The sequence below is a fragment of the Curtobacterium sp. MCPF17_046 genome (assembly GCF_003224295.1).
In the GTDB taxonomy this organism is placed as follows: domain Bacteria; phylum Actinomycetota; class Actinomycetes; order Actinomycetales; family Microbacteriaceae; genus Curtobacterium.
The window spans coordinates 1-24,201 of record NZ_QKLB01000006.1; the positions used below are offsets into that span (position 1 = coordinate 1).

General features: G+C 70.2%; 25 protein-coding genes and 1 tRNA gene. 12 read left to right on the forward strand and 14 right to left on the reverse strand.

Annotated features, from left to right (window positions below; all coding sequences use genetic code 11):
* Window positions 1-96: 96 nt before the first annotated feature.
* Window positions 97-657, reverse strand: a complete 561-nt coding sequence (locus DEJ32_RS07115; RefSeq protein ID WP_110900774.1) for a hypothetical protein — start codon at window positions 655-657, stop codon at window positions 97-99.
* Between the two features lie 114 nt (window positions 658-771).
* Between DEJ32_RS07115 and DEJ32_RS07120 the strand changes: the two genes are divergently transcribed.
* Entirely contained in the window at window positions 772-1,311 is a 540-nt protein-coding gene (locus DEJ32_RS07120; RefSeq protein ID WP_110825766.1) for a peptidylprolyl isomerase, read from the forward strand.
* Between the two features lie 5 nt (window positions 1,312-1,316).
* Complete coding sequence (locus tag DEJ32_RS07125; RefSeq protein ID WP_110825765.1) at window positions 1,317-2,168, forward strand: rhomboid family intramembrane serine protease; 852 nt, start codon at window positions 1,317-1,319, stop codon at window positions 2,166-2,168.
* Window positions 2,169-2,538: 370 nt separating this feature from the next.
* Here DEJ32_RS07125 and DEJ32_RS07130 read toward each other — a convergent pair whose 3' ends face one another.
* Window positions 2,539-2,793 (reverse strand): cell division protein CrgA, encoded by a 255-nt coding sequence (locus tag DEJ32_RS07130; RefSeq protein WP_110825764.1) that lies wholly within the window; start codon window positions 2,791-2,793, stop codon window positions 2,539-2,541.
* Window positions 2,794-2,874: 81 nt separating this feature from the next.
* Between DEJ32_RS07130 and DEJ32_RS07135 the strand changes: the two genes are divergently transcribed.
* Complete coding sequence (locus tag DEJ32_RS07135; RefSeq protein WP_110900775.1) at window positions 2,875-3,513, forward strand: aminodeoxychorismate/anthranilate synthase component II; 639 nt, start codon at window positions 2,875-2,877, stop codon at window positions 3,511-3,513.
* 13 nt (window positions 3,514-3,526) lie between these two features.
* Here the strand turns inward: DEJ32_RS07135 and pknB are convergent, their stop codons facing one another.
* The 7 genes from pknB to DEJ32_RS07170 form a co-directional block, all read right to left on the reverse strand.
* The gene (gene pknB / locus DEJ32_RS07140; protein WP_258368921.1) at window positions 3,527-5,344 is read right to left on the reverse strand and encodes a Stk1 family PASTA domain-containing Ser/Thr kinase; all 1,818 of its coding nucleotides are present in this window, start codon (window positions 5,342-5,344) and stop codon (window positions 3,527-3,529) included.
* Window positions 5,345-5,494: 150 nt separating this feature from the next.
* The gene (locus DEJ32_RS07145; RefSeq protein ID WP_110900777.1) at window positions 5,495-7,225 is read right to left on the reverse strand and encodes a serine/threonine-protein kinase; all 1,731 of its coding nucleotides are present in this window, start codon (window positions 7,223-7,225) and stop codon (window positions 5,495-5,497) included.
* Window positions 7,222-8,676, reverse strand: a complete 1,455-nt coding sequence (locus tag DEJ32_RS07150) for a penicillin-binding protein 2 (protein WP_110825760.1) — start codon at window positions 8,674-8,676, stop codon at window positions 7,222-7,224. The genes DEJ32_RS07145 and DEJ32_RS07150 overlap by 4 nt, the downstream gene beginning before the upstream one ends.
* Window positions 8,673-10,112, reverse strand: coding sequence for an FtsW/RodA/SpoVE family cell cycle protein (locus DEJ32_RS07155; protein WP_110825759.1), 1,440 nt, complete (start codon window positions 10,110-10,112; stop codon window positions 8,673-8,675). Before DEJ32_RS07155 ends, DEJ32_RS07150 begins: the two co-directional genes overlap by 4 nt.
* Window positions 10,109-11,476: a Stp1/IreP family PP2C-type Ser/Thr phosphatase gene (locus tag DEJ32_RS07160; protein ID WP_110825758.1), complete on the reverse strand. Its 1,368-nt coding sequence runs from the start codon at window positions 11,474-11,476 to the stop codon at window positions 10,109-10,111. The genes DEJ32_RS07155 and DEJ32_RS07160 overlap by 4 nt, the downstream gene beginning before the upstream one ends.
* 6 nt (window positions 11,477-11,482) lie before the next feature.
* Window positions 11,483-12,046 carry an FHA domain-containing protein gene (locus tag DEJ32_RS07165; RefSeq protein ID WP_110900778.1) on the reverse strand — a complete coding sequence of 188 codons (564 nt, stop codon included), beginning with the start codon at window positions 12,044-12,046 and terminating at the stop codon, window positions 11,483-11,485.
* A complete protein-coding gene (locus tag DEJ32_RS07170; protein ID WP_110825816.1) occupies window positions 12,043-12,723 on the reverse strand; it encodes a DUF3662 and FHA domain-containing protein in 681 nt (226 codons plus the stop codon). The genes DEJ32_RS07165 and DEJ32_RS07170 overlap by 4 nt, the downstream gene beginning before the upstream one ends.
* Window positions 12,724-12,808: 85 nt before the next feature.
* Between DEJ32_RS07170 and DEJ32_RS07175 the strand changes: the two genes are divergently transcribed.
* A tRNA-Leu gene (locus DEJ32_RS07175) sits at window positions 12,809-12,895 on the forward strand.
* A 109-nt stretch (window positions 12,896-13,004) separates the two neighbouring features.
* Here DEJ32_RS07175 and DEJ32_RS07180 read toward each other — a convergent pair.
* Together DEJ32_RS07180 and DEJ32_RS07185 are read right to left on the reverse strand one after the other, a co-directional pair.
* On the reverse strand, window positions 13,005-13,304 hold the full coding sequence (locus DEJ32_RS07180; RefSeq protein ID WP_110900779.1) for a hypothetical protein: 300 nt from the start codon (window positions 13,302-13,304) through the stop codon (window positions 13,005-13,007).
* A gap of 113 nt (window positions 13,305-13,417) precedes the next feature.
* The gene (locus DEJ32_RS07185) at window positions 13,418-14,095 is read right to left on the reverse strand and encodes an SDR family NAD(P)-dependent oxidoreductase (protein WP_110900780.1); all 678 of its coding nucleotides are present in this window, start codon (window positions 14,093-14,095) and stop codon (window positions 13,418-13,420) included.
* Window positions 14,096-14,279: 184 nt separating this feature from the next.
* On the opposite strand from DEJ32_RS07185, the gene DEJ32_RS07190 reads away from it, so the two are divergent.
* The 5 genes from DEJ32_RS07190 (at window position 14,280) to DEJ32_RS07210 (ending at window position 17,766) form a co-directional block, all read left to right on the forward strand.
* Window positions 14,280-15,116, forward strand: coding sequence for an SDR family oxidoreductase (locus DEJ32_RS07190; RefSeq protein ID WP_110900781.1), 837 nt, complete (start codon window positions 14,280-14,282; stop codon window positions 15,114-15,116).
* 37 nt (window positions 15,117-15,153) lie between these two features.
* Entirely contained in the window at window positions 15,154-16,035 is an 882-nt protein-coding gene (locus DEJ32_RS07195; RefSeq protein ID WP_110825753.1) for a manganese catalase family protein, read from the forward strand.
* 190 nt (window positions 16,036-16,225) lie between these two features.
* Window positions 16,226-16,408, forward strand: coding sequence for a hypothetical protein (locus DEJ32_RS07200; protein WP_110825752.1), 183 nt, complete (start codon window positions 16,226-16,228; stop codon window positions 16,406-16,408).
* A gap of 55 nt (window positions 16,409-16,463) precedes the next feature.
* Entirely contained in the window at window positions 16,464-17,039 is a 576-nt protein-coding gene (locus DEJ32_RS07205) for a MarR family winged helix-turn-helix transcriptional regulator (protein ID WP_110825751.1), read from the forward strand.
* A gap of 91 nt (window positions 17,040-17,130) precedes the next feature.
* On the forward strand, window positions 17,131-17,766 hold the full coding sequence (locus tag DEJ32_RS07210) for a TetR/AcrR family transcriptional regulator (RefSeq protein ID WP_110825750.1): 636 nt from the start codon (window positions 17,131-17,133) through the stop codon (window positions 17,764-17,766).
* A gap of 103 nt (window positions 17,767-17,869) precedes the next feature.
* Here DEJ32_RS07210 and DEJ32_RS07215 read toward each other — a convergent pair whose 3' ends face one another.
* Window positions 17,870-18,973, reverse strand: coding sequence for a Gfo/Idh/MocA family protein (locus DEJ32_RS07215; RefSeq protein ID WP_110889437.1), 1,104 nt, complete (start codon window positions 18,971-18,973; stop codon window positions 17,870-17,872).
* Entirely contained in the window at window positions 18,970-19,785 is an 816-nt protein-coding gene (locus tag DEJ32_RS07220; RefSeq protein WP_181419481.1) for a sugar phosphate isomerase/epimerase, read from the reverse strand. The genes DEJ32_RS07215 and DEJ32_RS07220 overlap by 4 nt, the downstream gene beginning before the upstream one ends.
* 189 nt (window positions 19,786-19,974) lie before the next feature.
* Here DEJ32_RS07220 and DEJ32_RS07225 point away from each other — a divergent pair, with 189 nt between their 5' ends.
* The 3 genes from DEJ32_RS07225 (at window position 19,975) to DEJ32_RS07235 (ending at window position 23,372) form a co-directional block, all read left to right on the forward strand.
* A complete protein-coding gene (locus DEJ32_RS07225; protein ID WP_110889438.1) occupies window positions 19,975-21,276 on the forward strand; it encodes an MFS transporter in 1,302 nt (433 codons plus the stop codon).
* A gap of 133 nt (window positions 21,277-21,409) precedes the next feature.
* Window positions 21,410-22,729: a carboxylesterase family protein gene (locus DEJ32_RS07230; protein ID WP_110900782.1), complete on the forward strand. Its 1,320-nt coding sequence runs from the start codon at window positions 21,410-21,412 to the stop codon at window positions 22,727-22,729.
* 61 nt (window positions 22,730-22,790) lie between these two features.
* Window positions 22,791-23,372, forward strand: a complete 582-nt coding sequence (locus DEJ32_RS07235; RefSeq protein WP_146232829.1) for a TetR/AcrR family transcriptional regulator — start codon at window positions 22,791-22,793, stop codon at window positions 23,370-23,372.
* A gap of 230 nt (window positions 23,373-23,602) precedes the next feature.
* On the opposite strand, the gene DEJ32_RS07240 is transcribed toward DEJ32_RS07235, so the two are convergent.
* A complete protein-coding gene (locus DEJ32_RS07240) occupies window positions 23,603-24,112 on the reverse strand; it encodes a MarR family winged helix-turn-helix transcriptional regulator (RefSeq protein WP_110900783.1) in 510 nt (169 codons plus the stop codon).
* Window positions 24,113-24,201: the final 89 nt, after the last annotated feature.

Below are 24,201 nucleotides of genomic sequence, written 5' to 3' on the forward strand. Positions count from 1 at the left end.
AGATGTGTATAAGAGACAGGGGGCGGGGCGCCCGGGCCTCCTGGGACGACGAAGGGCCCCGGCGCAGTGCCGGGGCCCTTCGAACGAACCAGGAGGTCAGGCGGCGGGCTTGCCCGCGTTGTCCGCGTCGTCGGCGACCCAGAGGTCGTCGTCCGCACGGAGCGTCTGGTACGCGGCGTAGGCAGCGCCCGCGACCGCGACGACACCGACGACGATGAGGGCGACCCCACCGAACCCGATGCCCTTCTTCTCCGGGACGGGAGCCTGCTTGAGGAACTTCCCGCCGCGCTTCTGTGCTTCCTGCACGATCTTCTGCACGCGCGGGTCCTTCGCCAGGTCGCCGACGCTGAGCACGGAGCCCGCGGTCGAGATGAGGCCGGGCACGACCTCCGACTGGAACCGGTGCGAGGCACTCTGCGCTGCAGAGGTCGCGGCGTGCACACCGGTGGCCACCGCGGGACGGAGCCCGTTGTCGATGGCGTTCTGGACGCGGGGAGCGAGGTCCTTCCGGGCAGCATCTGCGGCGTGGCCACGAGCTTCGGCCAGGATCGCGTTCGCGTGCTCCAGGACCTTCCGCTGCTCACCGAGGAGCGTGGCGGTCTTGCCCTTGAGCTTCTTGATCTGCTTCCGACGCTTGCGCGGGATCTCGATCGACATTCGGTACCTCCATGGGTCGACGTGCCCCCATCCTGCCACCAGGACGCCTGACAGGTCACAGATCACCGGCTGTGCGTCCCGTGCACATCCAGCGGCACATGCGAGAATCGGGTCATGTCTCTGCACACCGCTGTCGCAACGATCCACACCAACAAGGGCGACATCCGCGTCAACCTCTTCGGCAACCACGCACCGAAGACCGTCCAGAACTTCGTCGGTCTCGCGACCGGTACGCAGGAGTGGACACACCCCGGCACCGGCAAGGTGTCGACCGACAAGCTCTACGACGGTGTCGTCTTCCACCGCATCATCAAGGACTTCATGATCCAGGGTGGCGACCCGCTCGGCCAGGGCATCGGTGGCCCCGGGTACCGCTTCGACGACGAGATCTCCCCCGAGCTCACGTTCCAGAACCCCTACATCTTCGCCATGGCGAACGCCGGCATCCAGGGCGGCCGTGGCACCAACGGTTCGCAGTTCTTCATCACCACGGTGGCGACCCCGTGGCTCCAGGGCAAGCACACCATCTTCGGCGAGGTCGCGGACGACGAGTCCCGCGCGGTCGTCGACACGATCGAGGGCGTCCAGACGGACGGCCGTGACAAGCCGGTCGAGGACGTCGTCATCCAGAGCATCGACGTCGAGGACGTCTGACCCGAGTGACCGATCCCACCTCGGCGTCGTCGAACACCTGCTACCGGCATCCCGATCGGCAGAGCTTCGTGCTCTGCCAGCGCTGCGGGCGGACCATCTGCCCGGAGTGCCAGACGCCGGCGGCGGTCGGGGTGCACTGCCCCGAGTGCGTCCGTGAGCAGCGGGCGAAGTTCACGGAGAACCGTCGGGCTTCCGGCCCGAGCAGCCTGACCGTCGCGCGGCGCCGCTTCGCGATGCTCGACCAGAAGGCGACGGTCGTCCTGATCGCCGTCTCGGTGGTCGTCTGGTTGCTCGACCGGCTGTCCGGGGGCTTCCTGGCGCAGTGGCTCGCGTACAACTCGGCGCTCCTGCCGACGCAGCCGTGGCGCATCGTCACCGTGCTGTTCGTGCACTCGGGTGTCTTCCACATCCTGTTCAACATGTGGGCGCTGTTCATCTTCGGACGGATGCTCGAGAACATGCTCGGCACGTGGCGGTTCCTGGCGCTGTACGTCATCTCCGGGATCGCCGGGTCGATGCTCGTGACGTTCCTGGCTCCCGGCACGTGGGTGGTCGGGGCGTCGGGCGCCGTCTTCGGTCTGTTCGCGGCGTTCTTCGTCCTGCAGCGCAGCCTGGGGAACAACGCGGTCCAGTTGCTCGTGATCATCGGCCTGAACCTGGTGATCGGGTTCCTGCCCGGCACCAACATCTCCTGGCAGGCCCACGTCGGCGGCGTCCTGGCGGGCTTCGTCACCGGGTTCGTCTTCGCGCGGACGCGGAACGTGCGCCAGCGCGGACTGCAGGCCACCCTGCTCGGCCTGGAGGCCGTGGTCGCCATCGCGCTCTGCTTCGTCGGGTACGCACTCACCTCCGCCTGACACAGCTCGGCACCATCTCGAGAACGCCCCGTCGCCTCGGCGACGGGGCGTTCTCACGTTCGCTGCCGGCTGTCCTGCCCGGCGCACTTCTCCAGAGGGACGGGATGTCGCGGTTGTCCACACCATCCGCAGGACTTCTCCACAGGTGTGGACAAATCAGTGAGTTACAGCGGTGTGATTATCCCCACTGTGGAAGAGGCTGTGGACAACTCCCTGACGGGGGTGTGGAGCGATGTGTGGAGAACCGGCTGATCTGTGGAGAAGCACTGCCGAGCCTCCCGTCCGGCGCGTGAAGAGCGACGAGCTTGTGGAGAAACGACGACGCCCGCCGCACCAGCGGGTGCGACGGGCGTCGATCGGGCAGTGGCGCTCAGCGCCACCGCGTGGTCATCAGGAAGCCGACGAACATGATGCCGAAGCCGATGAGGATGTTCCAGGAGTTCAGCGTCGGGACCGGGAGCGTGCCGCCGGAGACGTAGAAGACGATCACCCACGCGAGGCCGATGAGCATGAAGCCGAACATGACCGGCTTGAACCACACGGGGTTGGGCTGGTCCCCCGCGGTGTCCACCGAGTCGGCTCGGGTCGTCCGGGCGGGCTTGGTGCGGTCCTTGTCCATGGCCATGGCCGGTATCCTACCGTCACCAGGCGTGAGCGCGGGCCGACGGAGGCTGCTCACATCCCCCACGAGTACGGTGAACGGCCCATGACCAAGATCCTCGTCGTCGACAACTACGACAGCTTCGTGTACACCCTCAACGGCTACGTCCAGCAGCTCGGTGCCGACACCGACGTGGTGCGCAACGACGCCTTCCCGGAGGACGAGATCGCGGACCGGATCGCCGAGTACGACGGCGTCCTGCTGTCGCCCGGCCCTGGCACCCCGGCGGACGCGGGCGTCTCGATCCCGACCGTCCGTGCGGCCATCGCCGCCGACAAGCCCCTGCTCGGCGTGTGCCTCGGGCACCAGGCCATCGCGGAGGCGCTCGGAGCGACCGTCACCCACGCCGAGGAGCTCATGCACGGCAAGACCTCGCAGGTGGACCACGACGACAGCGTGCTGTTCTCGGGTGTCCCGCACCCCTTCACCGCGACCCGGTACCACTCGCTGGCCATCGTCGACGGCACCGTCCCGGACGAGTTGACCGTGACGGCACGGACCGCCGGCGGCGTCATCATGGGCGTGCAGCACAGCGGCGCCCCCGTGTACGGCGTGCAGTTCCACCCGGAGTCGGTGCTCACCGAGGGCGGCTACCGCATGGTGGGCAACTGGCTCGAGACGACCGGCCTCGGCGGCGCAGCGGAGCGTGCAGCCGGGCTCGGACCGCTCATCACGGGCCGCTAGTCAGACCGGGCGGTCAGTCGTCCCCGTCGTCGTCGCCCTGGAACCCGGCGCCGTTCCCACCGTCGTCCCCGCCCGACGGTGCCGCGGGTGCGTCCGGCCGACGGGTGGGCTGGACGGACGCCGCGCAGTACGTCAGGACGACCGTGCTGCCCTGTGGGACGTCGCCGCGCGGGACGCTCTGCTGCGTGACGGTGTTGCCCGCGCAGACGTTCGTGGGCGACCCCTGCACCGTGAGGCCGAGGCCGCGCAGGGTCGAGTCGGCCGTGGAGAACGGCTGCTGGGTCACGTCGGGGAGCTGGACCTTGCCGTTCGACACGACCAGGTCGATGACCGAGCCCTTCGGGAGCGTGCCGCCGGAAGCCGGGTCCGTGCTCATGACGGTGCCTTCGGGGATCGTGGCCGAGTAGTCGGAGGTGACGGCACCGACCACGAACCCGGCGTCCTCGAGCTGCTCCGTCGCGGCGTCCTGCGCGGCCGAGCCGACGTCCGGGACGGTGACCTCCTCGGGGCCGGTCGAGTACACGACGCGGACCTCCTGTTTGCGGGCGACCGACGTCCCCGATCCGGGCTCCGACCGGATGACGTCGTTCTTGGGGACGTCGTCGGAGGACTCCCCGACACCCACCGGTGTCAACCCGCGCGTGAGGAGTCGTTGGCGCGCGTCCTTGTAGGTCTGCCCGGCGACGGACGGCACCTTGATCGAGGAGCTGACCGGGGGCTTGCCCGGCTCGAGGTTCACGACGAAGTACGCGACCGCTGCGATGACGGCGATCGTCAGGAGGATGCCGAGCCAGATCCACGCCACCGGCGGGCGGTTCTGGGTGCGCTGGGGCGGCCGTTCCTGCGTCTCGTCGAGCTCACGGAACGCCACGTCGGCGGTGGCCGCGGCTCGCGGGTTGACCCCGAACAGCAGGGAGGCGTCGTCGGCAGCGGCCGCGGCGAGCTTCTTCGACGAGGTGGGCACGTGACCAGCGGCCGCCTGCTGCAGGTCACGACGGAACTCCGCCGCGTTCTGGAAGCGTCGGGTGCGGTCCTTCACGAGGGCGTGCAGTGTGACGGCATCGAGCGCCGGTGACACGGTGGTCGTGATGGTCGACGGCGCGACCGGCTGCTCGCTGACGTGCTGGTACGCGACCGCGACCGGTGACGCGCCGAGGAACGGCGGCCGGCCGGTCAGGAGCTCGAACAGCACGATGCCGGTCGAGTAGAGGTCCGTCCGGGCGTCGACGAGCTCGCCGCGCGCCTGTTCCGGTGAGAAGTACGACGCGGTGCCGAGGATCGACGTGGTCTGCGCCACCGTGGCCGACGTGTCGGTGATGGCGCGGGCGATGCCGAAGTCCATCACCTTCACCTGGCCGGAGTGCGTGATCATCACGTTCGCGGGCTTGATGTCCCGGTGGACGACGCCGGCCCGGTGCGAGAACTCGAGGGCGGTCAGGATGCCCTCGACGATGCGGGCCGCTTCCTCCTGCACGACCGGACCCTCGGCCACGATCTCGCTGAGCGGACGCCCCTCGACGAACTCCATGACGATGAAGGGGACCTGCACCTCCGAGCCCGTGGACTCGCGGACGGTCTCCTCGCCGGCGTCGTAGACGCGGACGATGGTCGGGTGCGCCATGCGGGCAGCCGCCTGGGCCTCCTGCCGGAACCGCGTGCGGAAGGCGGGGTCGTTGGCGAGGCTCGGCTTGAGCAACTTCACGGCGACCCGCCGACCCAGTCGAGTGTCGGTCCCGACGTGGACGGTGGCCATGCCCCCTCGACCGATGACCTCACCGATCTCGTAGCGGTTGGCGAGGAGCGTGATCCCCGCGGTCACACCTTCTGGCACGTACTCCTCCGAATGTCCGTCCGGGCAAGTGTACGGCAGGGGTTTCTGGTGAGACCCTGGCCGGCGGCCCCCCGGAGTCAACCGTTACCGGAACGTTCCGAGGCCCCGACACGGATCGTGTCGGGGCCTCGGAACGGCTCTTCCGTCGCGTCAGTCCTGCGGCGTCTCCGTCGGCGTCGGCGCGTCGGTCGGCTCCTGCGGCTGCACCCACGTGGCGGTCGCCGGGTCCGAGCTGCTGGACGCGGCGAGGTTGCCGCAGGTGACCGTGTACGACAGCGTCACGTCGTTGCCGGGCTGGTCGGCCTGGATGTCGACGGACGTCTCCGACGTGTCGCCGCTCGTCGCGCCGGACCCGTCCTTGCCGCCCGAGACCGTCCAGGAGTACTTCGAGACGGTGTACCCGGTCGGGCAGGTCGCGGTGGACCAGCTGAACGTCACGGCGCCGGTGGCCGAGACAGCGCCCGCGCTCGGGGTGTTCGGCTTGTTGACCGACGGCGGCGCGGTGTACTCCCGCAGGGTCACGAGCGCGCCCTCGGCGAGGCTCCCGGTGGGGCTGATCGACTGCACGGTGTTCGCCTGCTCGGCGGAGGCGGCCGGGTCGCCGTCCTGCACCTGCACGTCGAAGCCGAGCCCCTGGAGCTCCGAGCGGACCTCGGCGGTCGGACGTCCGACGTAGTCGCCGGGGTCGATCGTCGTCCGCACCACGGTCGGCTGGGGTGCCGTGGTCGGTTCCTGGCTGGGTGTCCTCGTCCGGCTGGGCGCCGATGACGGGGTCGGGTCGGGATCGGGACCGGCGTCCTGGTCCCGGTTCGCGAACACGACACCGCCGATGACGAGTGCCGCGACGACCACGGCCGCGATGACCCACCAGATCCAGGCGCGGCTCTTCCGCTCGTCGTCCTCGTCCTCCGGCCCGACGGGCGTCCGAGGGGCGCCGCCGACCACGGGGGCGTTCGGCTGGGTGCCGATCAGGGCCGTGGCGTCGTCGTTCCCGGCGGGCGGGTTGAAGGCGACGGTCCCGGCGCCGGCGAGGGCGGGCACGGCCACGGTCGCCGCGGCGACGTCACCGCGACGGAGGGCCTGGGCGGCGCGCGCGAGGTTCGCGGCCGTGGCCGGACGGTCGGCGGGCTTCTTCGCGATGCAGGACATCACGAGTGCCGCGACCGGCTCCGGGACCGTGCCCGGGAGCGCCGGCGGCTGCTCGTTGATGTGCGCCATCGCGATCGCGACCTGCGACTCGCCCGTGAAGGGTCGGCGTCCGGCCAGGCACTCGTACGCGACGATGCCGAGGGAGTAGATGTCCGTCGAGGGGGAGGCGGGGTGACCGCTCGCCTGCTCGGGCGAGAGGTACTGGACCGTGCCCATGACCTGGCCCGTGGCCGTCAGCGGGACCTGGTCCGCGATGCGGGCGATCCCGAAGTCGGTGATCTTCACGCGGCCGTCGGGGGTGATGAGCAGGTTGCCCGGCTTGATGTCGCGGTGCACCAGTCCAACCGCGTGCGCGGCCTGCAGCGCGTTCGCCGTCTGCGCGACGATGTCGAGGACCTTGTCCACCGGGAGGGTGTGCTCCCGCTCGATCATCGTGGAGAGCGCCTCGCCCGGGACGAGCTCCATCACGAGGTAGGCGCTGCCGTCCTCCTCGCCGTAGTCGAAGACGTTGGCGATGCCCTCGTGGTTGACGAGTGCGGCGTGCCGGGCCTCCGCGCGGAACCGCTCGAGGAACCCGGGGTCGCCGAGGTACTCGTCCTTGAGGATCTTCAGGGCGACGGTGCGACCGATGACCAGGTCGGTCGCCTGCCACACCTCTCCCATGCCGCCGATGGCGACGCGGGACGAGAGCTGGTACCGCCCACCGAAGGTGAGTCCGCTGGTGGGTCTCATTTGTTCAGCACCGCCTCCATGACTTTCTTCGCGACGGGAGCCGCGACCGTGTTGCCGACCCCGGACTGCCCGAGCCCGCCGCCGTTCCCGACGACCACGGCGACCGCGACCTCCGGGTCCTTCGCCGGGGCGAAGCCCGTGAACCAGAGTGTGTACGGGTCACCCGTGCCGCCCTCGGCGGTGCCGGTCTTGCCCGCGACGTCGACCCCGTCGATCTTCGCATTCGTTCCCGTCCCGGCGGCGACGACGCTCTGCATCGCCTCGGTGAGGTCGGCCGCCTGGCCGGACGACAGGGGAGCGCTGAACTGCTGGGGGGTGAAGGACTCGACGGTCTTCAGGTCGCTCGTCTCGATCGACTCGATGAGCGACGGCTTCATCACCCGACCACCGTTCGCGATGCCGGAGGCCACCATCGCCATCTGCAGCGGGGTCACCCGGTCGTTGGCCTGGCCGAACGCGCTGAGCATCAGCTGCGCGGTGGACTCCGGCTCCGGGTACTGGCTCGGTGTAGCTGAGGTCGGGATGTCGATGACGTCGCCGAACCCGTAGGCGTCGGCGGTCTTCTTGATCGTGTCGTACCCGAGCTTCTGACCGAGTTCCGCGAAGGGGATGTTGCACGAGTACTGGATCGCGACGCGCAGCTTCACCTCGTCGCCACCACCACAGCTGCCACCCTCGGCGTTGTTGATCCGCGAGCTCGTGCCCGGGAGCGTCAGGGTCGACGGGTTCGGCAGCGTCGAGTCGAGGGTGAAGTCCCCGCTCGCCAGCGCGGCCGAGGCCACGACGAGCTTGAAGACCGACCCGGGGGTGTACAGGTCACCGGCGATCGCACGGTTCTGCAGCGGCTTGGACGCGTCGGCCTCGAGTGCCTGGTACCGCGCGATCACCTCGTCGGTGTCGTGCGAGGTCAGCGTGTTCGGGTCGTACCCGGGCTTCGACACCATCGCGAGGATCTTGCCGGTCTTCGGCTGGATCGCGACGACCGCGCCGGTGTTCGCGCCGAGGGCGTCGTACGCGGCCCGCTGCACGTCCGGGTCGATCGTCAGGTTGACGTTGTCGCCCCGGACGTCCTGGCCGGTCAGGATCGCGTTGAGGTTCTGGAAGAAGGACTCGTCGGAGTTGCCCGACAGGACGGCGTTCTCGGCGCTCTCGATGCCGGTGTTGCCCTGGCCGATCGTGAAGTGCCCGGTGACCGCGGAGTAGAGCTCGCCGTCGGTGTACTCGCGCTGGTACTGGTATTGGTCGTCGACTGCAGTGGACTGCGCGATGGGCTTGCCGTCGACCAGGATCGCACCACGCCTGGTCGAGTAACTGTCCAGGATGGTTCGAGAGTTCCTGGAGTCCGCGCGGAGCGAGTCCGCCGAGAAGAACTGGATCGACGTCGTCGACACGAACAGGGCCACGAACATGAGCACGATCACGGTCGAGACGCCGCGGAGTTGGCGGTTCATCGGCGCTCCTTCCTGGGTCGGCGGCGGCCGGTGTCGCCCCGCTCGGCGACCGCACCCTGCTGGATGCGCTGCTCGGCGGGGATGGAGTCAGTCAGCCGCAGCAGCATCGCCGCGATGATCCAGTTCGCCACGAGGGACGAACCACCGGCCGCCATGAACGGCGTCGTGAGGCCGGTGACCGGGATGATCCGGGTGATGCCGCCGACGACCACGAAGACCTGCAGGGCGATCGTGAACCCGAAGCCGATCCCGAGCAGCTTGCCGAAGTCGTCCTGCGCCATGAAGCCGACGCGGATGCCGCGGGAGACGAGGACCACGAAGAGCCCGAGGATCGCGAAGACCCCGATGAGCCCGAGCTCCTCGCCGAGGGAGGCGATGATGTAGTCGGCGTTGGCGACCGGCGTGATGTACGGGCGGCCCTGGCCGAGGCCGGTGCCCGTGATGCCGCCGTTCGCGAAGCCGAAGAGCCCCTGCACGAGCTGGTAGCTGCCCTGGGTCTGCCGCAGGAAGATCTGCTGGTCGAACGGGTCGAGCCACTGCTCGAACCGGCCCTGCACGTACACGAGGGCGCTCGCCGCTGCGAGGGCACCGCCGATGAACAGCCCGAGCCCGATGACGACCCAGCCGAGGCGCGCCGTCGCGACGTAGATCATCACGAGGAACAGGCCGAAGTAGAGCAGCGCCGTGCCGAGGTCGCGCTGGAACACCAGCACGCTCATGGCGGCGCCCCAGACGATGAGGATCGGGCCGAGGTCACGGGCCCGCGGGAAGGTCATCCCGAGGAACTTCTTGCCGACGATCGACAGGCTGTCCCGCGCGGTCACCAGGTAACCGGCGAAGAACAGGGCCATCGTGATCTTCGCGAGCTCGCCGGGCTGGAACGAGAACGGTCCGATCTGGATCCAGACGCGGGCCCCGCCGATGTTCGTCCCGATCCCGGGCAGCATCGGCAGCAGGAGCAGCGCGATGGTGAGCAGCATGAAGATGTAGCGGTAGCGCTGCAGGAACCGGTGGTTCCGGACGAGCAGCAGCGTCGCGATGGCGAGCACCATGGCGAGCAGGGTCCAGACGATCTGCTTGACACCGATCGCGTCCCACCCGGTGTCGCCGTTGTGGATGTCGATCCGGTAGATCTCGGCGATCCCGATGCCGTTGAGCACGAGCGCGACCGGCAGGACGAAGGGGTCGGCGTTCTTCGCGACGACCCGGAGCACGACGTGCATCACGAGGGCGAGCCCGAGGATCGCCGCACCGGTCCACAACACCGACGTGTCGAAGACCCTGCCCTTCGTGCCGAGCTGCACCAGGACCATCGCGCCGGCGCAGATGCCGCACGCGATGACGAGCAGCACGAGTTCGAGGTTCCGGGCGCGCGCGGGCTCGCGGAGCTTGATCGTGATCGCCTGGGTCAGCGACGGTGCGGTCGTGGCGCTCATCGTGCGCTCCTGGACGGGGAGGGGGACGGCGACGGGCTGCGCGTCGACGACGGGCCGGGCGAAGGTGAGGACGACGGACGGTCACCGGAGCCGCCGGTGCCGCTCTGGTCCTGGCCGGTCTCGGCCGCGGTGCGCAGTCGCTCGACGATCTCGCGGGCGTCGTCGAGGGACGTCGCGTTGATCGTGGAGCGGACGTTGTCACGCGTGAAGTCGGGGAGTTCGGCGATCGCGATGTCGGTGTCCTCGTAGACCTCGGACAGGGACACCGGCCCGATGGTCTGCTGGACGCCCTTGTAGATCGCGACCGAGCCGCCGTCGGTGCCCACGTAGTAGTGGTCCTGCACGATGCGGTAGCCGATGAACACCGCTCCGACGAGGACCAGGACCGCCACGACGAGCGCGACCGACCACGAGATGCGACGGCGGATGCGGCGACGACGGTCCTCGGCGATGAGCTCGGCGAAGTACTGGTCCGACTCGGGCTCGAAGTGCGAGTCCTCCGGGGCGGTGGACACCTTGAGCGGGTGCAGCAGGATCGTGGGGAGGCGGATCGGCTTCCGGCCGGTGGGCGCCTCGAACGTCAGCGGGGCCGCGGCGGACCCGACGGTGGTGGCGGCGTCGTCGTCCTCGCCGGGCTCGGAGTCGGTGACGTCGAGCACGACGACGGTGACGTTGTCGGGCGCGCCGTGGTCGAGCGTCTCCTTGACGAGGCGCTGCGTCACCTGGTTCGCGTCCATCGAGGACGCGAGGGCGTGCCGGATGCGCTCCTCGGCCAGGTACGAGGACAGGCCGTCGGAACAGAGCAGCCAGCGGTCGCCGGGGCGGATGTCCATGACCGCCGTGTCGACCTCGGGCGCCGCGTCGACGTCGCCGAGGACGCGCATCAGCACGGAGCGCCGGGGGTGCACGGCGGCTTCCTCGGGCGTGATCCGACCGCTGTCGACGAGCCGCTGCACGAAGGTGTGGTCGGACGTGATCTGCTGCAGTTCGCCGTCGCGCCAGCGGTAGATCCGTGAGTCGCCGATGTGCGCGATCGCGAGCTGGTCGCCGACGCGGATCATGGCGCTCACCGTGGTGCCCATGCCGGTGAGCTCCTGGTGCTCGAACACGGTCTCGGTGATGAGCTGGTTCGCGGCGATCAGGGCGGACTGCAGGGCGAACTCGGCGTCGTGCGCGGAGGTGAACTCGCGGTCGACCTCGCGGATGCGACGGATCGCGATCGCCGATGCCACGTCACCGCCGGCGTGCCCGCCCATGCCGTCGGCCACCGCGAACAGGTGCTGCCCGGCGTAACCGGAGTCCTGGTTGTTCGCGCGGATGCGCCCCACGTGGGACACAGCGGCGCTCAGCGTGCGAGCCGGCATCCGGGCCTACCGCCGCAGCTCGAACGTCGTCGTCCCGATGGTGATCGGGGTGCGTTCCGCGACGGTGGTGGGGGCAGTGACCTTCTGTCCGTTGACGAAGGTGCCGTTGGTCGACCCGAGGTCGGTGAGGACCCATGCCCCGCCCTGCAGGTCGAGCCGGGCGTGGTTGGTCGACGTGTAGTCGTCGCGGATCACGACGTTGCTCTCGCTCGAGCGGCCGATCGTGATCGGACCGCCGCCGAGCGGCATCTCCATGCCCTCGCGTGCGCCCTCGGTGATGACGAGGCGGGTGGCGACCGACGCGGCGGGGGCGGCCGGGCCTCCTGTCTGACCGATCAGCTCGGTGAACGCGCTGGCGGAGGAGCTGTTCCGGGCGGCGGCAGCACCGGTCCCGGCGGGCACCGGCGGCGTGGTCGGCCCGGAGGGGCCGGCCTTCGGGTCGGTGGGGATCGCGCGCACACGCTGGCCGAAGAGGTCGCTCCGGAGCGCGAAGACGATCACGAAGACGAACAGCCACAGCACAGCGAGGAACGCGAAGCGCAGCACGAGCAGGGTCAGGCCTGTGGTCATCGCGCACCTCCGTCGTTCTCCGGGATCACCCGGAACACCATACGGGTACGACCGATCTCGATGGTGGAGTCCGGCTCGAGGATCGCCTGCTGGAAGCGTTCGCCGTTCAGCTTCGACCCGTTCGTCGAGCCGAGGTCGTTGACCTGCGCGTGCTTGCCGTCCCACAGCACCTCGACGTGCTTCCGGCTGGTCCCGGTGTCGGCGACCGTGATGTCGGCGTCCGTGCCGCGCCCGATGACCGTGCGTCCGCGGTGCAGTCGGTGCCGCTGGGAGCCGATGTCCAGGACGGCCACCCACGCGACGTCGCGCTGCACGGTGGTGGAGTCGATCTCGAGGATCCCCGTCGACAGCGTGCCGTCCTGCTGGAGGCGGATCGTCACCGGACCGGAGAACGAGTAGTTCTGCGCCACGGCGTGCTGCTGCACCCGCTGCGTGAGCTCGTCGATCAGGGGGCGTCCGACGTCGTTCATGCGCGTGTGGTCCGGCGGAGCCAGGCGCACCGTGAACTCGTTCGGCACGAGGATGCGCTCGCGCGAGACGACGGCCGCCTTGGTGTCGAGCTCGCGTCGGAGGGCCGCAGCGATCTCGACCGGCTGCACACCGGAGCGGAAGGTCTTGGCGAATGCACCGTTGACGGCACGCTCCAACCCTCGCTCGAAGTTGTCCAGTAGGCCCATGGTCTCCACGTTCTCGGTCGCTGACCACTGCATGGTAGTGGTTGGCTCCGGGGGCCGTCTGTGCGTGGTAGTGTTCTCGTCGCTGGCGCGAGTGGCGGAATTGGTAGACGCGCACGGTTCAGGTCCGTGTGCTGGAAACGGCGTGGGGGTTCAAGTCCCCCCTCGCGCACCAGGGCTCTCCGGTGGAGAGCAGCACGACGAAGGCCCCGGTCGGGAGACCGGGGCCTTCGTCGTTCCCGCCAGCCTCGTTCCGGCCGGTCGCTCAGGCTCGTCGGCCGGTGTCAGCGCCGCCGCTCGGCGAGAGCCGCGCTCGTCATGGCGCAGCCCGAGAGGACCAGCGCCAGGAACACGATCAAGACGAGGCCGGTGGCGATGTCGACGCCGGTGTCCTGGGCGAGTGTGGTCCAGACCCGGACGACCATGACCACCAGGGCGACGGCCGCACCGAGGAACGACGCCAGGGCGACGACGAGCAAGCCCAGGGCGCGGCCACGCCACGGCGCCGCTCGATCGGTGTCGGGCGCCGCCGGACGACGGTCTCCGTACGGGGCGGGTGTCCGGTCGCGGGCGTTCGAGGACATGGGCGGCTCCTCTGCGTCTCGGGTGGCAGCACATCGCTGCACGACGAGTCTCCCGCATCGTGGCCCGAGGACGGGCGAGCCCGCGGCAGGGTCCGAGGGCGCGCGAGCCCTGGTCAGACCGTTGCGCTCCCGAGGACACGGTGCGCCACGGAGATCGACTCCCCGGAGACGACCGACAGCGGGGACGACAGGAAGGCGACGAGGTCCGCGATCTGCTGCGGGCTGGACGCTCCACCGGCACCCGGGCGGACGTCCGCGCTCGGGGTGTCGGTGACCGCGCCGGGGTTGACGACGTTCACCGTGACGCCGGTGCCGGCGAGCTCGTCGGCCAGGTTCTTCGCGATGACGTTCGTCGCGGCGTTCCGGAGCGAGGTCGTGATGTTGCCGGTCAGGTAGGCGTTCTGTCCGCTGACGACGACGACCCGGCCGAAGCCCGCGGCCCGCTGCAGGGGCAGGACGGCGTTCGCGACGCGGAGGAAGCCGAGGGCCTTGCCGTCGATCGCGGACGCCACCTGGTCGGGGTCCGAGCGTCGCTCCGGGTCGAGGGTGCCCGCGGCCGGTGCCGCCGTCACGACGAGGACGTCGATGCGACCGTGCTGCTCGAGCACCGTGGCGACGGCGGTGTCGACGGAGGTCTGGTCCGTGGTGTCCACCGTCACGCCGTCCGTTGCGGTGCGCGAGGCGACGACCACCGTCGCACCCTCACGACGGAGACGGTCGGCGACGGCTGATCCGATGTACCCGGCGCCGCCGACGACGAGGGCGACCCGGTCCTGCAGTTGGAGGTCCACGAGCGTGACGGTACGCCGCGGTGCCCGCGGACGGACGGGAGGCCGGTACGGACGGGAGGCCCGGCCGCGTCCGACCGCCGCCGCTGCCCCGGCCGCGTGATCTGAACACTCTTGACGGGCACACAGCGAGCCCGGCCGACCATCGCCCTGGTACGACGAACCACATCCGTCACGAGGGAGCGACATGAGCGATCAGCAACAGCAACCTCCGGGTTCTGAGCAGGCGATGACGCCGAAGCCGGACCACGGCGAGACGAGCTACACCGGCTCGGGCAAGCTCACGGGCAAGCGCGCCGTCATCACCGGCGGGGACAGCGGCATCGGCAAGGCGGTCGCGATCGCCTACGCCCGTGAAGGAGCGGACGTCCTCATCTCCTACCTGCCGGAGGAGGAAGAGGACGCGCAGGAGACCAAGCACTGGATCGAGGAAGCGGGCCGGAAGGCCGTGCTGTTCCCCGGCGACGTGAGTGACCCGGCGTACTGCCGGAGCATCATCGAGACCGCGGTGTCCGAACTCGGCGGCATCGACGTGCTCGTCAACAACGCGGCGTACCAGATGACCCACGAGACGCTCGAGGAGATCTCCGACGACGAGTGGGACCGCACCCTCGCGACGAACCTCAGCGCGTACTTCCACCTCGCGAAGGCGGCACTCCCGCACATGACCGCGGGTGCCTCGATCATCGGGTCCAGTTCGGTCAACTCCGACAACCCGGTGCCGACCCTCCTGCCGTACGACGTGACGAAGGCCGGCATCGCGAACTTCTCGGCCGCGCTCGCGCAGCTCGTCGGGGAGCGCGGCATCCGCGTGAACAGCGTCGCCCCGGGGCCGATCTGGACGCCGCTCATCCCGGCGACCATGCCGCCCGAGCAGGTCGAGCAGTTCGGCAAGCAGACGCCCCTCGGTCGCGCCGGACAGCCGGCGGAGCTGGCTCCGGTGTACGTCCTGCTCGCGAGCGACGACGGCAGCTACGTCTCCGGTGCGCGGATCGCCGTCACCGGCGGCACGCCGATCCTCTGACCGCCCACCAGAACCGACACAGAAACAGGAGAACGATTTGTACTTCCACAAGCAAGAGCTCCAGTTCAAGTCCACCCCCGACAAGCCCGACGCGGTCTACGCCCGCAAGCTCCAGGAGGTGCTCGGCGGCCAGTACGGCGAGATCTCCGTCGCGATGCAGTACCAGTTCCAGGCGTGGAACATGCACATCCCGGGCAAGTACCGCGACATGGTGTTCGGCATCGGCGCGGAGGAGATGGGCCACGTCGAGATGCTCGCGACGATGATCGCGCAGCTGCTCGAGAAGGCCCCGCTCGGCATCACCGGCGACGCGGTGCAGGACGACCCGACGGTCGCCGCGGTCCTCGGCGGCACCGACATCCAGCACGCGATCGTCGCCGGCGCCGGTGCGCGCCCGGTCGACAGCATGGGCAACCCCTGGCAGGGCTCGTACATCACCGCCAGCGGCAACCTGCTCGCCGACTTCACGGCGAACGAGAACGCCGAGATGCAGGGCCGCGTCCAGGCTGCCCGGCTCTACCACATGACCGACGACCACGGCGTGCGGGACCTGCTGAAGTTCCTCATCGCCCGCGACACCATGCACCAGAACATGTGGGCGACCGCGGCTGCGGAACTCCGGGAGTCCGGTCTCGAGACCATGCCGGTGCCGAGCAACTTCCCGCAGCACAAGGAGAACCAGGAGGTCAACTACCAGTACCTCAACTTCTCCGACGGGGCCGAGGCGAAGAACGGCCCCTGGGCGAGCGGCCCGTCGTTCGACGGCAAGGGCGAGTACTCGTACCACGACGGCCCCACCACGTCGTCGCCGATGCCGCCGCCCACGCACCCGGACTCGCGCTTCTACGGCACGACCGAGCTGCCGAACACGATCGAGAAGATCGCCGGCACGGTGCAGGACAAGCTCAACAAGGAGTAGTCCGACCCCGGTCCACGCACGAGCCCCTCCTCACCACGAGGAGGGGCTCGTGTCGTTCCACCAGGCCGCCTGGTGGTTCGGCGCGCGAAATGTACAACGAGCCGAAAAGTTCGTTGACCACATAGTTCACAGTGTGAAAGAGTTTCCTCGTCCAGACGGACAGCAGTCTCTCGACGAGGAAGGCGCCATCATGCAGAGCACGTACCACACCACGTCACTCGACACTCGCTTCGGCGGCTCCCACCCACGCGTGGGCCTGACCGACCCGGCCGTGATCGAGGCCTACGTCGCCCGACGGATCCAGGACCCGTCGCTGCTGTCCCGCCGCTCGGAGGTCTCGTACGCCGACTTCTTCGTCGCCCCGGCCGCCTGAGCCGAGCACGGAGCACCAGCACGACCGCCCGAGTGGGTGAGGGAGACCACGACCCATGCCGTTGACCGTCGTCCGACGCGAACACGTCCACCTCTACGCCCGTGAGCCGCGCACCCGGTCCGCGAAGACCGCCGTCGACGCGCTCCTCCGCCTGCAGCACGCGGAGGAGGACCAGCTCGAACGCGCGCGGGTCGAGAGCGGCCTGACGAAGAACGAGTTCCTCACCGTCCGCTACATGCTCCAGGCGCACCGCGACGGCCGGAGCATGGGACCGAAGGACCTCGCCGTCATGCTCGGGGTGTCGAACGCCTCGGTGACGAAGATCGTCGACGGGCTCGTCGAGAAGGGCGACCTCGTCCGGTCGCCACACCCGACCGACCGTCGTGCACAGGTGCTCGAGCCGACCGTGCAGGCGGCGCGCAAGATCGACGTGTCGTACGAGACCTTCCACCAGGCCGTCGTCGAGGTCATCGACCACCTCTCCGCCGAGGACAACGAGGTCCTGACCCGGTGCCTCGGTCAGATCACGGCAGCGCTCGACGCGGGTGCGCCGAGACCGGTGGACGAGTACACGGTCGACGGGGTCGCCGTCCGCTCCCTGCCGGACCCGACGGCGGACGACGGCTCCTGACACGCACCGGACGGGAGGCCCGGCACCCGTGGTGATCCGGGCCTCCCGACCGGCACTGGCCGCGAAAACCTTCCAGCGGTAAGTTGGCAGGATGACCCACCCCGCCGACGAGGACGACGCGGCTCCGCCGCGCCGCGGCGGGTACCGCAAGGGCACCGAGCGACGTGCGCAGATCCTGGACGAGATGATCCGGATGGTCGCGGAACAGGGCGTCGACGCGTCCTCGCTGCGGTCCGTGGCGGACGCCCTCGGCATCACGCACGCGGCGCTCCGGCACTACTTCCCGAGCCGCGACGACCTGCTCCTCGCCGTCTACCGCGAGCACGAGGTCCGCGAGCAGGGTGCTCCGGAACGGATGAAGTCCGCGATCGGGGACATGCGGGAGAGCGCCGCCCGCAACCGAGCCGTCCCCGGACTCGTGCAGCTCTACACGACCCTCTCCGCCGACGCCGTGCAGGAAGGGCACCCGACCACGCGCGAGTTCATGCGTGACCGGTTCACCCGGTTACGCGCGGACCTGAGTGAGCTCATCCGCCGGGACCAGGCCGCCGGCCGGATCCGCGACGACCTCGACCCCGAAGACCTGGCGAGCCTGAGCATCGCGGCCTCGGACGGGCTGCAGGTGCAGTGGCTGCTCGACCCGGACGCCGTCGACGGGGAGCGGGTGCTGCGCCTGCTCGAGCGGATCGTGCCCGCGGGTGGCGCGGAGGAGCAGGCACCGCGCTGACCGGCCTCGACGGCCGTCGTCCTGCTCCGGGTCGACGGGCCGTGGAACGCGGAACGGCCGGCCCCCGGAGGGAGCCGGCCGTTGGCGTCGAGGAGCGGTGGTGCTACGCGGTGAGGACCGCGGCGGCCGGGTCGAAGTCCTCCGGCAGCGGCGGGACCGCGTCGACGGACGACGTGATCTCGACGGCCGACCCCGACTCAGCGGCGTCACGGATGCCGAGCAGCACGTCGAGGACGTGCAGCGCGACGGCACCGGAGGCGCGCTCCGGGCGGTCCTCGGCGATGGCGCGGGCGAGCTCGACGACACCGGTGCCACGGCCCCAGGTGGAGCCGACGGCCTCGAGCGTCTCGGGCTCCTCCTGGCCGTAGCGCCAGAGCTGCGAGGACCCCTCGAACGTGTTCGGGTCCGGGAGCGAGATCGTGCCGAGCGTGCCGTTGATCTCGACGAAGCCCATCCGCGGCAGCGCGTGCTGGAACGAGAACGTCGACTGGGCGGACTGCCCGCCGGCGAACTCGATGAGCGCGGCGTGGTGGGTGGGCACCTCGACGGGGAACGTCTCACCGGCGCGGTCACCCGACGCGATCGTGCGGCGGTCGAGCGACTTCGACGACACGGCCTGCACGCGGCTGGCGGTGCCGAAGGCGTGCACGAGCGTCGTGACGTAGTACGGCCCCATGTCGAACAGCGGGCCGGCACCGGTGGCGAACAGGAAGTCCGGGTTCGGGTGCCACGCCTCGGGTCCGGGCACGTGGAACAGCGTCGTCGCGGTGAGCGGCTCACCGATGTCGCCGCGGGCGATGGCCCGGAGCGCCGTCTGGATCCCGGCGCCGAGCACGGTGTCCGGGGCGGTCGCGACGCGCAGGCCCTTCGCCTGCGCCGATGCGAGCACGGCAGCGGCCGAGTCGTGGTCGGTGGCGATCGGCTTCTCGCTCCACACGTGTTTGCCGGCGTCGATGATCTGCTGGTCGACCTCGGCGTGCGCGGCCGGGATCGTCAGGTTGATCACGATGGCGATGTCCTCGCGGGCGAGGAGTTCCTCGACCGTGCCGGAAGCGGCGACGCCGTAGGCCTCCGCCTGGGCGGCGGCACGGTCGGTCAGGACGTCGGCGACGAAGCGGACCTCGACGTCGGCGAACTGCGTGAGGTTCTCGAGGTACTGGGTGGAGATGTTGCCGGCACCGATGATGCCGACCCCGACACGGCTCACGCGGCGTCCCCGGCGGTGTCGTTGGCCTGCAGCCAGGTGAGGGACTCGGCGATGCCCTCGAAGACGTCGCCCTTGTACGCGTCGAACTCGACGACGCGGATGGCCTGCGGCGCCGCGGCGAGGATGCCCGCCACGTCGACGTCGCCCTGGCCGGCCGGCGTCTGGTTCTCGAAGGCCCGCTGGAGGGCCTCGGGCACGATGAGTGCGCTCTCGGACGAGGGCAGCGCGGTGCGGATGTCACCGTCGACCTTGCCGTCCTTGACGTGGATGGCGACGACGCGCTCGCCGAGACCGCGGAGCACGGCGGGGGCGTCCGCACCGCCGACGGTCGCCCAGAAGGTGTCGACCTCGAGGACGGTCTCCGGGGACAGCTGCGACACGAAGAGGTCGTAGACCGTGCGGCCGTCGACCTTGTTCGTGAACTCCCACTGGTGGTTGTGGTACCCGAACTGCAGGCCGCGGGCGGCGGCCTCGGCGGTGAGGACGTTGACGCGCTCCGCGATGGCCTTGACGTCGTCGGCGGTCTGCCAGCGGTCGGTCGGGATGAACGGGTCGATGACCGTGCGGATGCCGAGGCGCTCGGCGGCGTCCCAGATCGGCGCGGTGTCCTCGGCGTCGATCACGGCGACGTGACCCGACGGTGCGTGCAGGCCGGTGGCGGCGAAGGCACGTTCGAGGTCGGCGGCACGCTCGACGAACGCGTAGGGCTCGACGTTCTCGTAGCCGATCTCGCGGACCCGCGCGATGGCCGCGTCGAGGTCTTCGGCGATGGCGTCGCGCAGTGAGTAGAGCTGCACAGAGGTGGTGGGCATTGCAGAGGCTCCTTCGATCCTGACTGGTGTGCGGCCGACGGAGACACTGCTCCACGGCGAGACGATGACGACGCTACCGCAGAAACCACCCGCTGTGTAGTTTTCGCTGTCGCGGAGTTCTCGGTGGCATGTATGCTCGCCCTCGAAAAACCGTGCGAGGTATGGTTTTCATCGACTCAAGGAGGCGTCATGAGCACACCCGAACCCGCGGAGACCCCGGTGCTGGTCCACCCGGAGCAGGGCATCACCCAGCCGGTCAGCACCCTGCGTGTCAGCGTCGGCTACCAGATCGCACTGTTCCTCGGGCAGTTCGGCCTGTTCGTGGCCCTCATGGCGCCGGTCTACGTGAGCATGCAGCTCAAGGCGGAGGCACTCGTCGGCAGCGACGCCGCGAACGTCATCGGCTCGGTGCTGCCGATCGGCGCGTTCGGCGCGCTCATCATGAACCCGCTCGCCGGCGCGCTGTCCGACCGCACCCGGACGCGCTGGGGTCGGCGGCGTCCGTGGATGCTCACCGGCGTGGTCGTCTTCGCGGTCGCCCTCGCCTGGATCGCGTACGCCCCGGACACCCTGCAGCTGACGCTCGGGTGGCTCCTCGCACAGCTCGCGGCCAACACCGTGCTCTCCACGCTCACCGCGAGCTTCGCGGACAACGTGCCCGAGTTCCAGCGCGGGAAGTCGTCGAGCATCATCGCACTCGCCCAGAACACCGCGGTCCTGGCCGGCACGTACCTGTCCGTGTTCTTCGTCGCGAACCTGCCCGTGCTGTTCATCGCGCCGGGCATCCTGGCGATCGTGCTCGTGGTCGTCTACGCCGTCGTCGCCCGGGACGAACTGCCGACGTACCCGCTGAAGAAGTTCACGTTCCTGAACCTGATCTCGTCGTTCTGGACGAACCCGGTCAAGAACCCGGACTTCGCGTTCGCGTGGTGGTCGCGCTTCCTCATCATCTTCGCGACGTTCATGTTCACCACGTACCGACTGCTCTACATGAAGGAGCACATCGGCCTGTCGAGCGACGCCGAGGCCACCGCCGCCGTCGCGTTCGGCGTCCTGCTGTACACGATCGCGCTCCTGGTCAGCGCTGCCCTGTCCGGCTGGGCCTCGGACCGGCTCGGGCGCCGGAAGGTGTTCGTCGCCGGGTCCACCGCGCTGTTCGCGGTCGGGCTCATCGTCCTCGCCCACGCCGAGACGGTGAACGGGTTCTACGTCGCCGAGGTCATCATGGGCTTCGCCTACGGCATCTACTCCGCGATCGACACCGCGCTCGTCGTCGACGTGCTGCCGAACGCCGACCGGCCGGGCAAGGACCTCGGCGTCATCAACATCGCGAACGCCCTGCCGCAGTCCCTCGCCCCCGCCGCGGCGCTGTTCTTCCTGAAGTTCGGCACCGGGGGCACGCCCGACAACTACGAGCTCATGTGCTGGGCGGCAGGAGGCGTCGCCATCATCGGCGCACTGGTGGTGCTGCCGATCAAGCGGGTCCGCTGACGCGACCCGGACCGGACGGGAGGCTCCCCACCGGTCACGGCCGTCCCGCCGCTGGCGCGTCGGTCCGGGACCGGCCGGCGAGGGCCCGGCGGCCACGCGGCCACGGGCCTCCCGTCCGTCATACGGTTGCGGGATGACCACCGCGCCGACCCGCACCTTCACCGCCCCCGTCGGCCGGATCGTCGGCCACCACGACGGCGCGGTCGTCCGCGCGCTCGGCATCCCGTACGCCCGGTCGGAGCGGTTCGCGCGTCCGGAGCCGGTGCCGCCGTCCACGGAGGACTTCGTCGCCGACACCCCCGCCCCTGTGCCGCCGCAACCGTCGACGCCCGTGCTCGAGGCGCTCATCCACCCCATCGAGGCCGAGGTCTCCGAGCAGTGCCAGGCGCTGTCGGTGACCGTGCCGGCGGACGTCCGCGACGACGAGCGGCTGCCCGTCATGGTGTGGATCCACGGCGGCTCGTACGTCGTCGGCGGCGGGGACATCCCGATCCACGACCCGCGCGCCCTCGTCGAGGAGCAGCGCGTGGTCGTCGTGGCCGTGACCTACCGGCTCGGGGTGCTCGGGTTCCTCGGCGACGGGGAGTGGGTACCGGCGAACCTCGGGCTGCTCGACATCGTCCAGGCGCTCCGGTGGGTGCGCGGGAACATCGCGGCGTTCGGCGGCGATCCGGAGTCCGTCACCCTGTTCGGCCAGTCCGCGGGCGGCGACGCGATCGCCCACCTCATGGCGGCAGACGGCACGGCCGGGCTCTTCCGCCGGGTGATCGTGCAGAGCGCGCCGCTCGGGTTGTCCCGCCGCCGTGCCCGGATGAACCGCGCCATGGTCCGGGCCGTCCGCACGGTCGGGCCGGAGACCGGACTCGACGAGGTGCTGGCGCTGCAGGCGGCGGCGGAGCGGGTCGCGCTGCCGTACGGCCTCCGCGGCGGGATGCCGTTCGGCACGCAGTACGGGCACGCGCCGCTGCCGGCCGAGCGCCACCTCGACGCGGCCTGGCGCCGGGCGGCACCGCACGTCGAGGTCCTGATCGGGTCCGCGTCGGACGAAGCCGCGCTCTACATCCCGATGATCCCCGGCCTGGCGGCGCTCTGCCGGACGCGCACCGGCCGTGCGCTCGTGCGCTGGCTGCTCGTCCGACCCCTCACCGCGGTCATCTACGGCCGGGACGCCCGGGCGTTCGCCGCACGACACCGAGCTGCCGGTGGCCATGCCGTCGTCTACCGGCTGCACCGCGGGGTGACGGTCCGACCGACCGGGGCTGTGCACATGAGCGACGTGCCGCTGCTGCTCGGCGACCGTCAGGCCTGGGCCGGCAGCCGCTTCGTGCCGGAGCGGGACTGGGCAGCCGTCGAGCGACGGGGTCCGGGGATCCGGGCGGTCTGGGCGGAGTTCGCCCGCACCGGACGCGTCACGGTCGCCGACGACGAGACGCTGACGTTCGACCGGGGCTGACCCGCCGCACCCCTCGAACTGGCGGTCGCGCCGTCGCCGCCCGCGACGGATGATCGTCCTCATGCCCGACGCCGATCTCCGCCACCGCATCGTCACGGCAGCGGTCGAGGCCTTCCGGCGGTCGGACTTCCACAGCGTCGGACCGGCCGAGGTCGCGGCGCTCGCCGACGTCACCGTCGCCCAGGTCACCGACGCGTACCCGGTCTGGGAGCTGCTCGTCGTCGCCGTCATGGACCGCTGGGACAACGGGGACCGCCGGCGGCTGTGGCACCTGGCCGAGGAACAGGGGGCAGCCGCCTACCTCCGCGCACGCCTGCAGTCCGGTCTCGCCGACCCCGCGCTCGTCCGGATGCGCATCGCCACGCTGAGCGCCGCCTCCGCGCCGTCACACCCCGCTGCCGGGTGGTTCCACACCCAGTACGAGCACGCGTTCGACGACGTCACCCTGGCCCTCGTCCGCGACGTCGTGGCCGGACGCGAACCGCGCGGGACCTCCCCGAGACACGCTGCCGAGCAGCTCGTCGCCCTGTACGAGGGGTTGCAGCTGCAGGCCATGCTCCGGGACGACGCGGACCTCCTCTCCGGTTGGGACCGGGCCGTCGCCCGGATGCGCGCCGGCTGGGGCGCGGTCGCGCTGGTCTGACCGCGCTACCCGGAGGCGTGCGGCTGTCGGAGCGCCGCGCCGAGGGCGGGAGCGTCCGCCTGCTCCCGCTCGGAGAGCCTTGGCCTGACGGGCCACTGCGGCAGCAGCTCGGCTCGGACTCCTCCGGCTTGCCGCGGCCGAGGTGGATGCGCTCCGGGACGACGTCAGTGCCGGCCGCGCTTCGCCGAGTCCACCGACCGCGTCCGCTGACGTGATCGGCCAGCAGCGCCTCAGTCCAGCGGGCGACGCTCGCCAGCGAACCGTCGCTCGAGGACCGCGCCACTCTCGGTTCCGTCGAGGTAGGTCCGGAGCGCGCTGACCAGACCGGTCATCTCGCTCCCGTCGAACATCACTCGTGCGCCGTCGTCCATGACCTTCTCGATCTCGCGGAGACGCGGGACGAGTTCGTGGCCTTCGTCGGTCAACCGGAGTGCGACGGCTCGCCGGTCCGACGCGTGCGTGGAGCGTTCGATGTAACCCCGACGGACGAGTGTGTCGACGATGCGGCTGGGGCTCGCTGTCTCGCACACGATGAGCTCGCCGAGCTCCTTGAGCGTGATGGGTCCGTACTGGGAGAGGACGAGGATGATCTCGAACTGCGAGGTCGTCAGTCCCAGGTCGGCGAGCTGACGGCCGAGCGCCCGGTTGCCCTCCCGCTGCGCCGCGAGGACCAGGTAGCGCAGCTCGAACTGCGCGAGCGTCGGCGCAGTGGGAGTGTGCGCTGGTACCGGAGTGGTCATGTGCGATCCAGTCGTGACGGGAGCAGAGGATGCTGCTCCCGTCCAGTTTGTCAGGTCGTCGCCCAGGGCCTGCGATCGGTCTGCGGGCC

What these genes read in the sequence shown, in the direction of transcription:
- DEJ32_RS07230 (WP_110900782.1), top strand. Translation starts at nt 21,410, where the DNA reads ATGACCACCGCGCCGACCCGCACCTTCACCGCCCCCGTCGGCCGGATC.
- DEJ32_RS07130 (WP_110825764.1), bottom strand. Translation starts at nt 2,793, where the DNA reads ATGGCCATGGACAAGGACCGCACCAAGCCCGCCCGGACGACCCGAGCC.
- DEJ32_RS07190 (WP_110900781.1), top strand. Translation starts at nt 14,280, where the DNA reads ATGAGCGATCAGCAACAGCAACCTCCGGGTTCTGAGCAGGCGATGACG.
- DEJ32_RS07220 (WP_181419481.1), bottom strand. Translation starts at nt 19,785, where the DNA reads ATGCCCACCACCTCTGTGCAGCTCTACTCACTGCGCGACGCCATCGCC.
- DEJ32_RS07115 (WP_110900774.1), bottom strand. Translation starts at nt 657, where the DNA reads ATGTCGATCGAGATCCCGCGCAAGCGTCGGAAGCAGATCAAGAAGCTC.
- DEJ32_RS07240 (WP_110900783.1), bottom strand. Translation starts at nt 24,112, where the DNA reads ATGACCACTCCGGTACCAGCGCACACTCCCACTGCGCCGACGCTCGCG.
- DEJ32_RS07160 (WP_110825758.1), bottom strand. Translation starts at nt 11,476, where the DNA reads ATGCCGGCTCGCACGCTGAGCGCCGCTGTGTCCCACGTGGGGCGCATC.
- DEJ32_RS07120 (WP_110825766.1), top strand. Translation starts at nt 772, where the DNA reads ATGTCTCTGCACACCGCTGTCGCAACGATCCACACCAACAAGGGCGAC.
- DEJ32_RS07145 (WP_110900777.1), bottom strand. Translation starts at nt 7,225, where the DNA reads ATGAGACCCACCAGCGGACTCACCTTCGGTGGGCGGTACCAGCTCTCG.
- DEJ32_RS07180 (WP_110900779.1), bottom strand. Translation starts at nt 13,304, where the DNA reads ATGTCCTCGAACGCCCGCGACCGGACACCCGCCCCGTACGGAGACCGT.
- DEJ32_RS07155 (WP_110825759.1), bottom strand. Translation starts at nt 10,112, where the DNA reads ATGAGCGCCACGACCGCACCGTCGCTGACCCAGGCGATCACGATCAAG.
- DEJ32_RS07170 (WP_110825816.1), bottom strand. Translation starts at nt 12,723, where the DNA reads ATGGGCCTACTGGACAACTTCGAGCGAGGGTTGGAGCGTGCCGTCAAC.
- DEJ32_RS07225 (WP_110889438.1), top strand. Translation starts at nt 19,975, where the DNA reads ATGAGCACACCCGAACCCGCGGAGACCCCGGTGCTGGTCCACCCGGAG.
- DEJ32_RS07135 (WP_110900775.1), top strand. Translation starts at nt 2,875, where the DNA reads ATGACCAAGATCCTCGTCGTCGACAACTACGACAGCTTCGTGTACACC.
- DEJ32_RS07235 (WP_146232829.1), top strand. Translation starts at nt 22,791, where the DNA reads ATGCCCGACGCCGATCTCCGCCACCGCATCGTCACGGCAGCGGTCGAG.
- DEJ32_RS07210 (WP_110825750.1), top strand. Translation starts at nt 17,131, where the DNA reads ATGACCCACCCCGCCGACGAGGACGACGCGGCTCCGCCGCGCCGCGGC.
- DEJ32_RS07165 (WP_110900778.1), bottom strand. Translation starts at nt 12,046, where the DNA reads ATGACCACAGGCCTGACCCTGCTCGTGCTGCGCTTCGCGTTCCTCGCT.
- DEJ32_RS07205 (WP_110825751.1), top strand. Translation starts at nt 16,464, where the DNA reads ATGCCGTTGACCGTCGTCCGACGCGAACACGTCCACCTCTACGCCCGT.
- DEJ32_RS07150 (WP_110825760.1), bottom strand. Translation starts at nt 8,676, where the DNA reads ATGAACCGCCAACTCCGCGGCGTCTCGACCGTGATCGTGCTCATGTTC.
- DEJ32_RS07200 (WP_110825752.1), top strand. Translation starts at nt 16,226, where the DNA reads ATGCAGAGCACGTACCACACCACGTCACTCGACACTCGCTTCGGCGGC.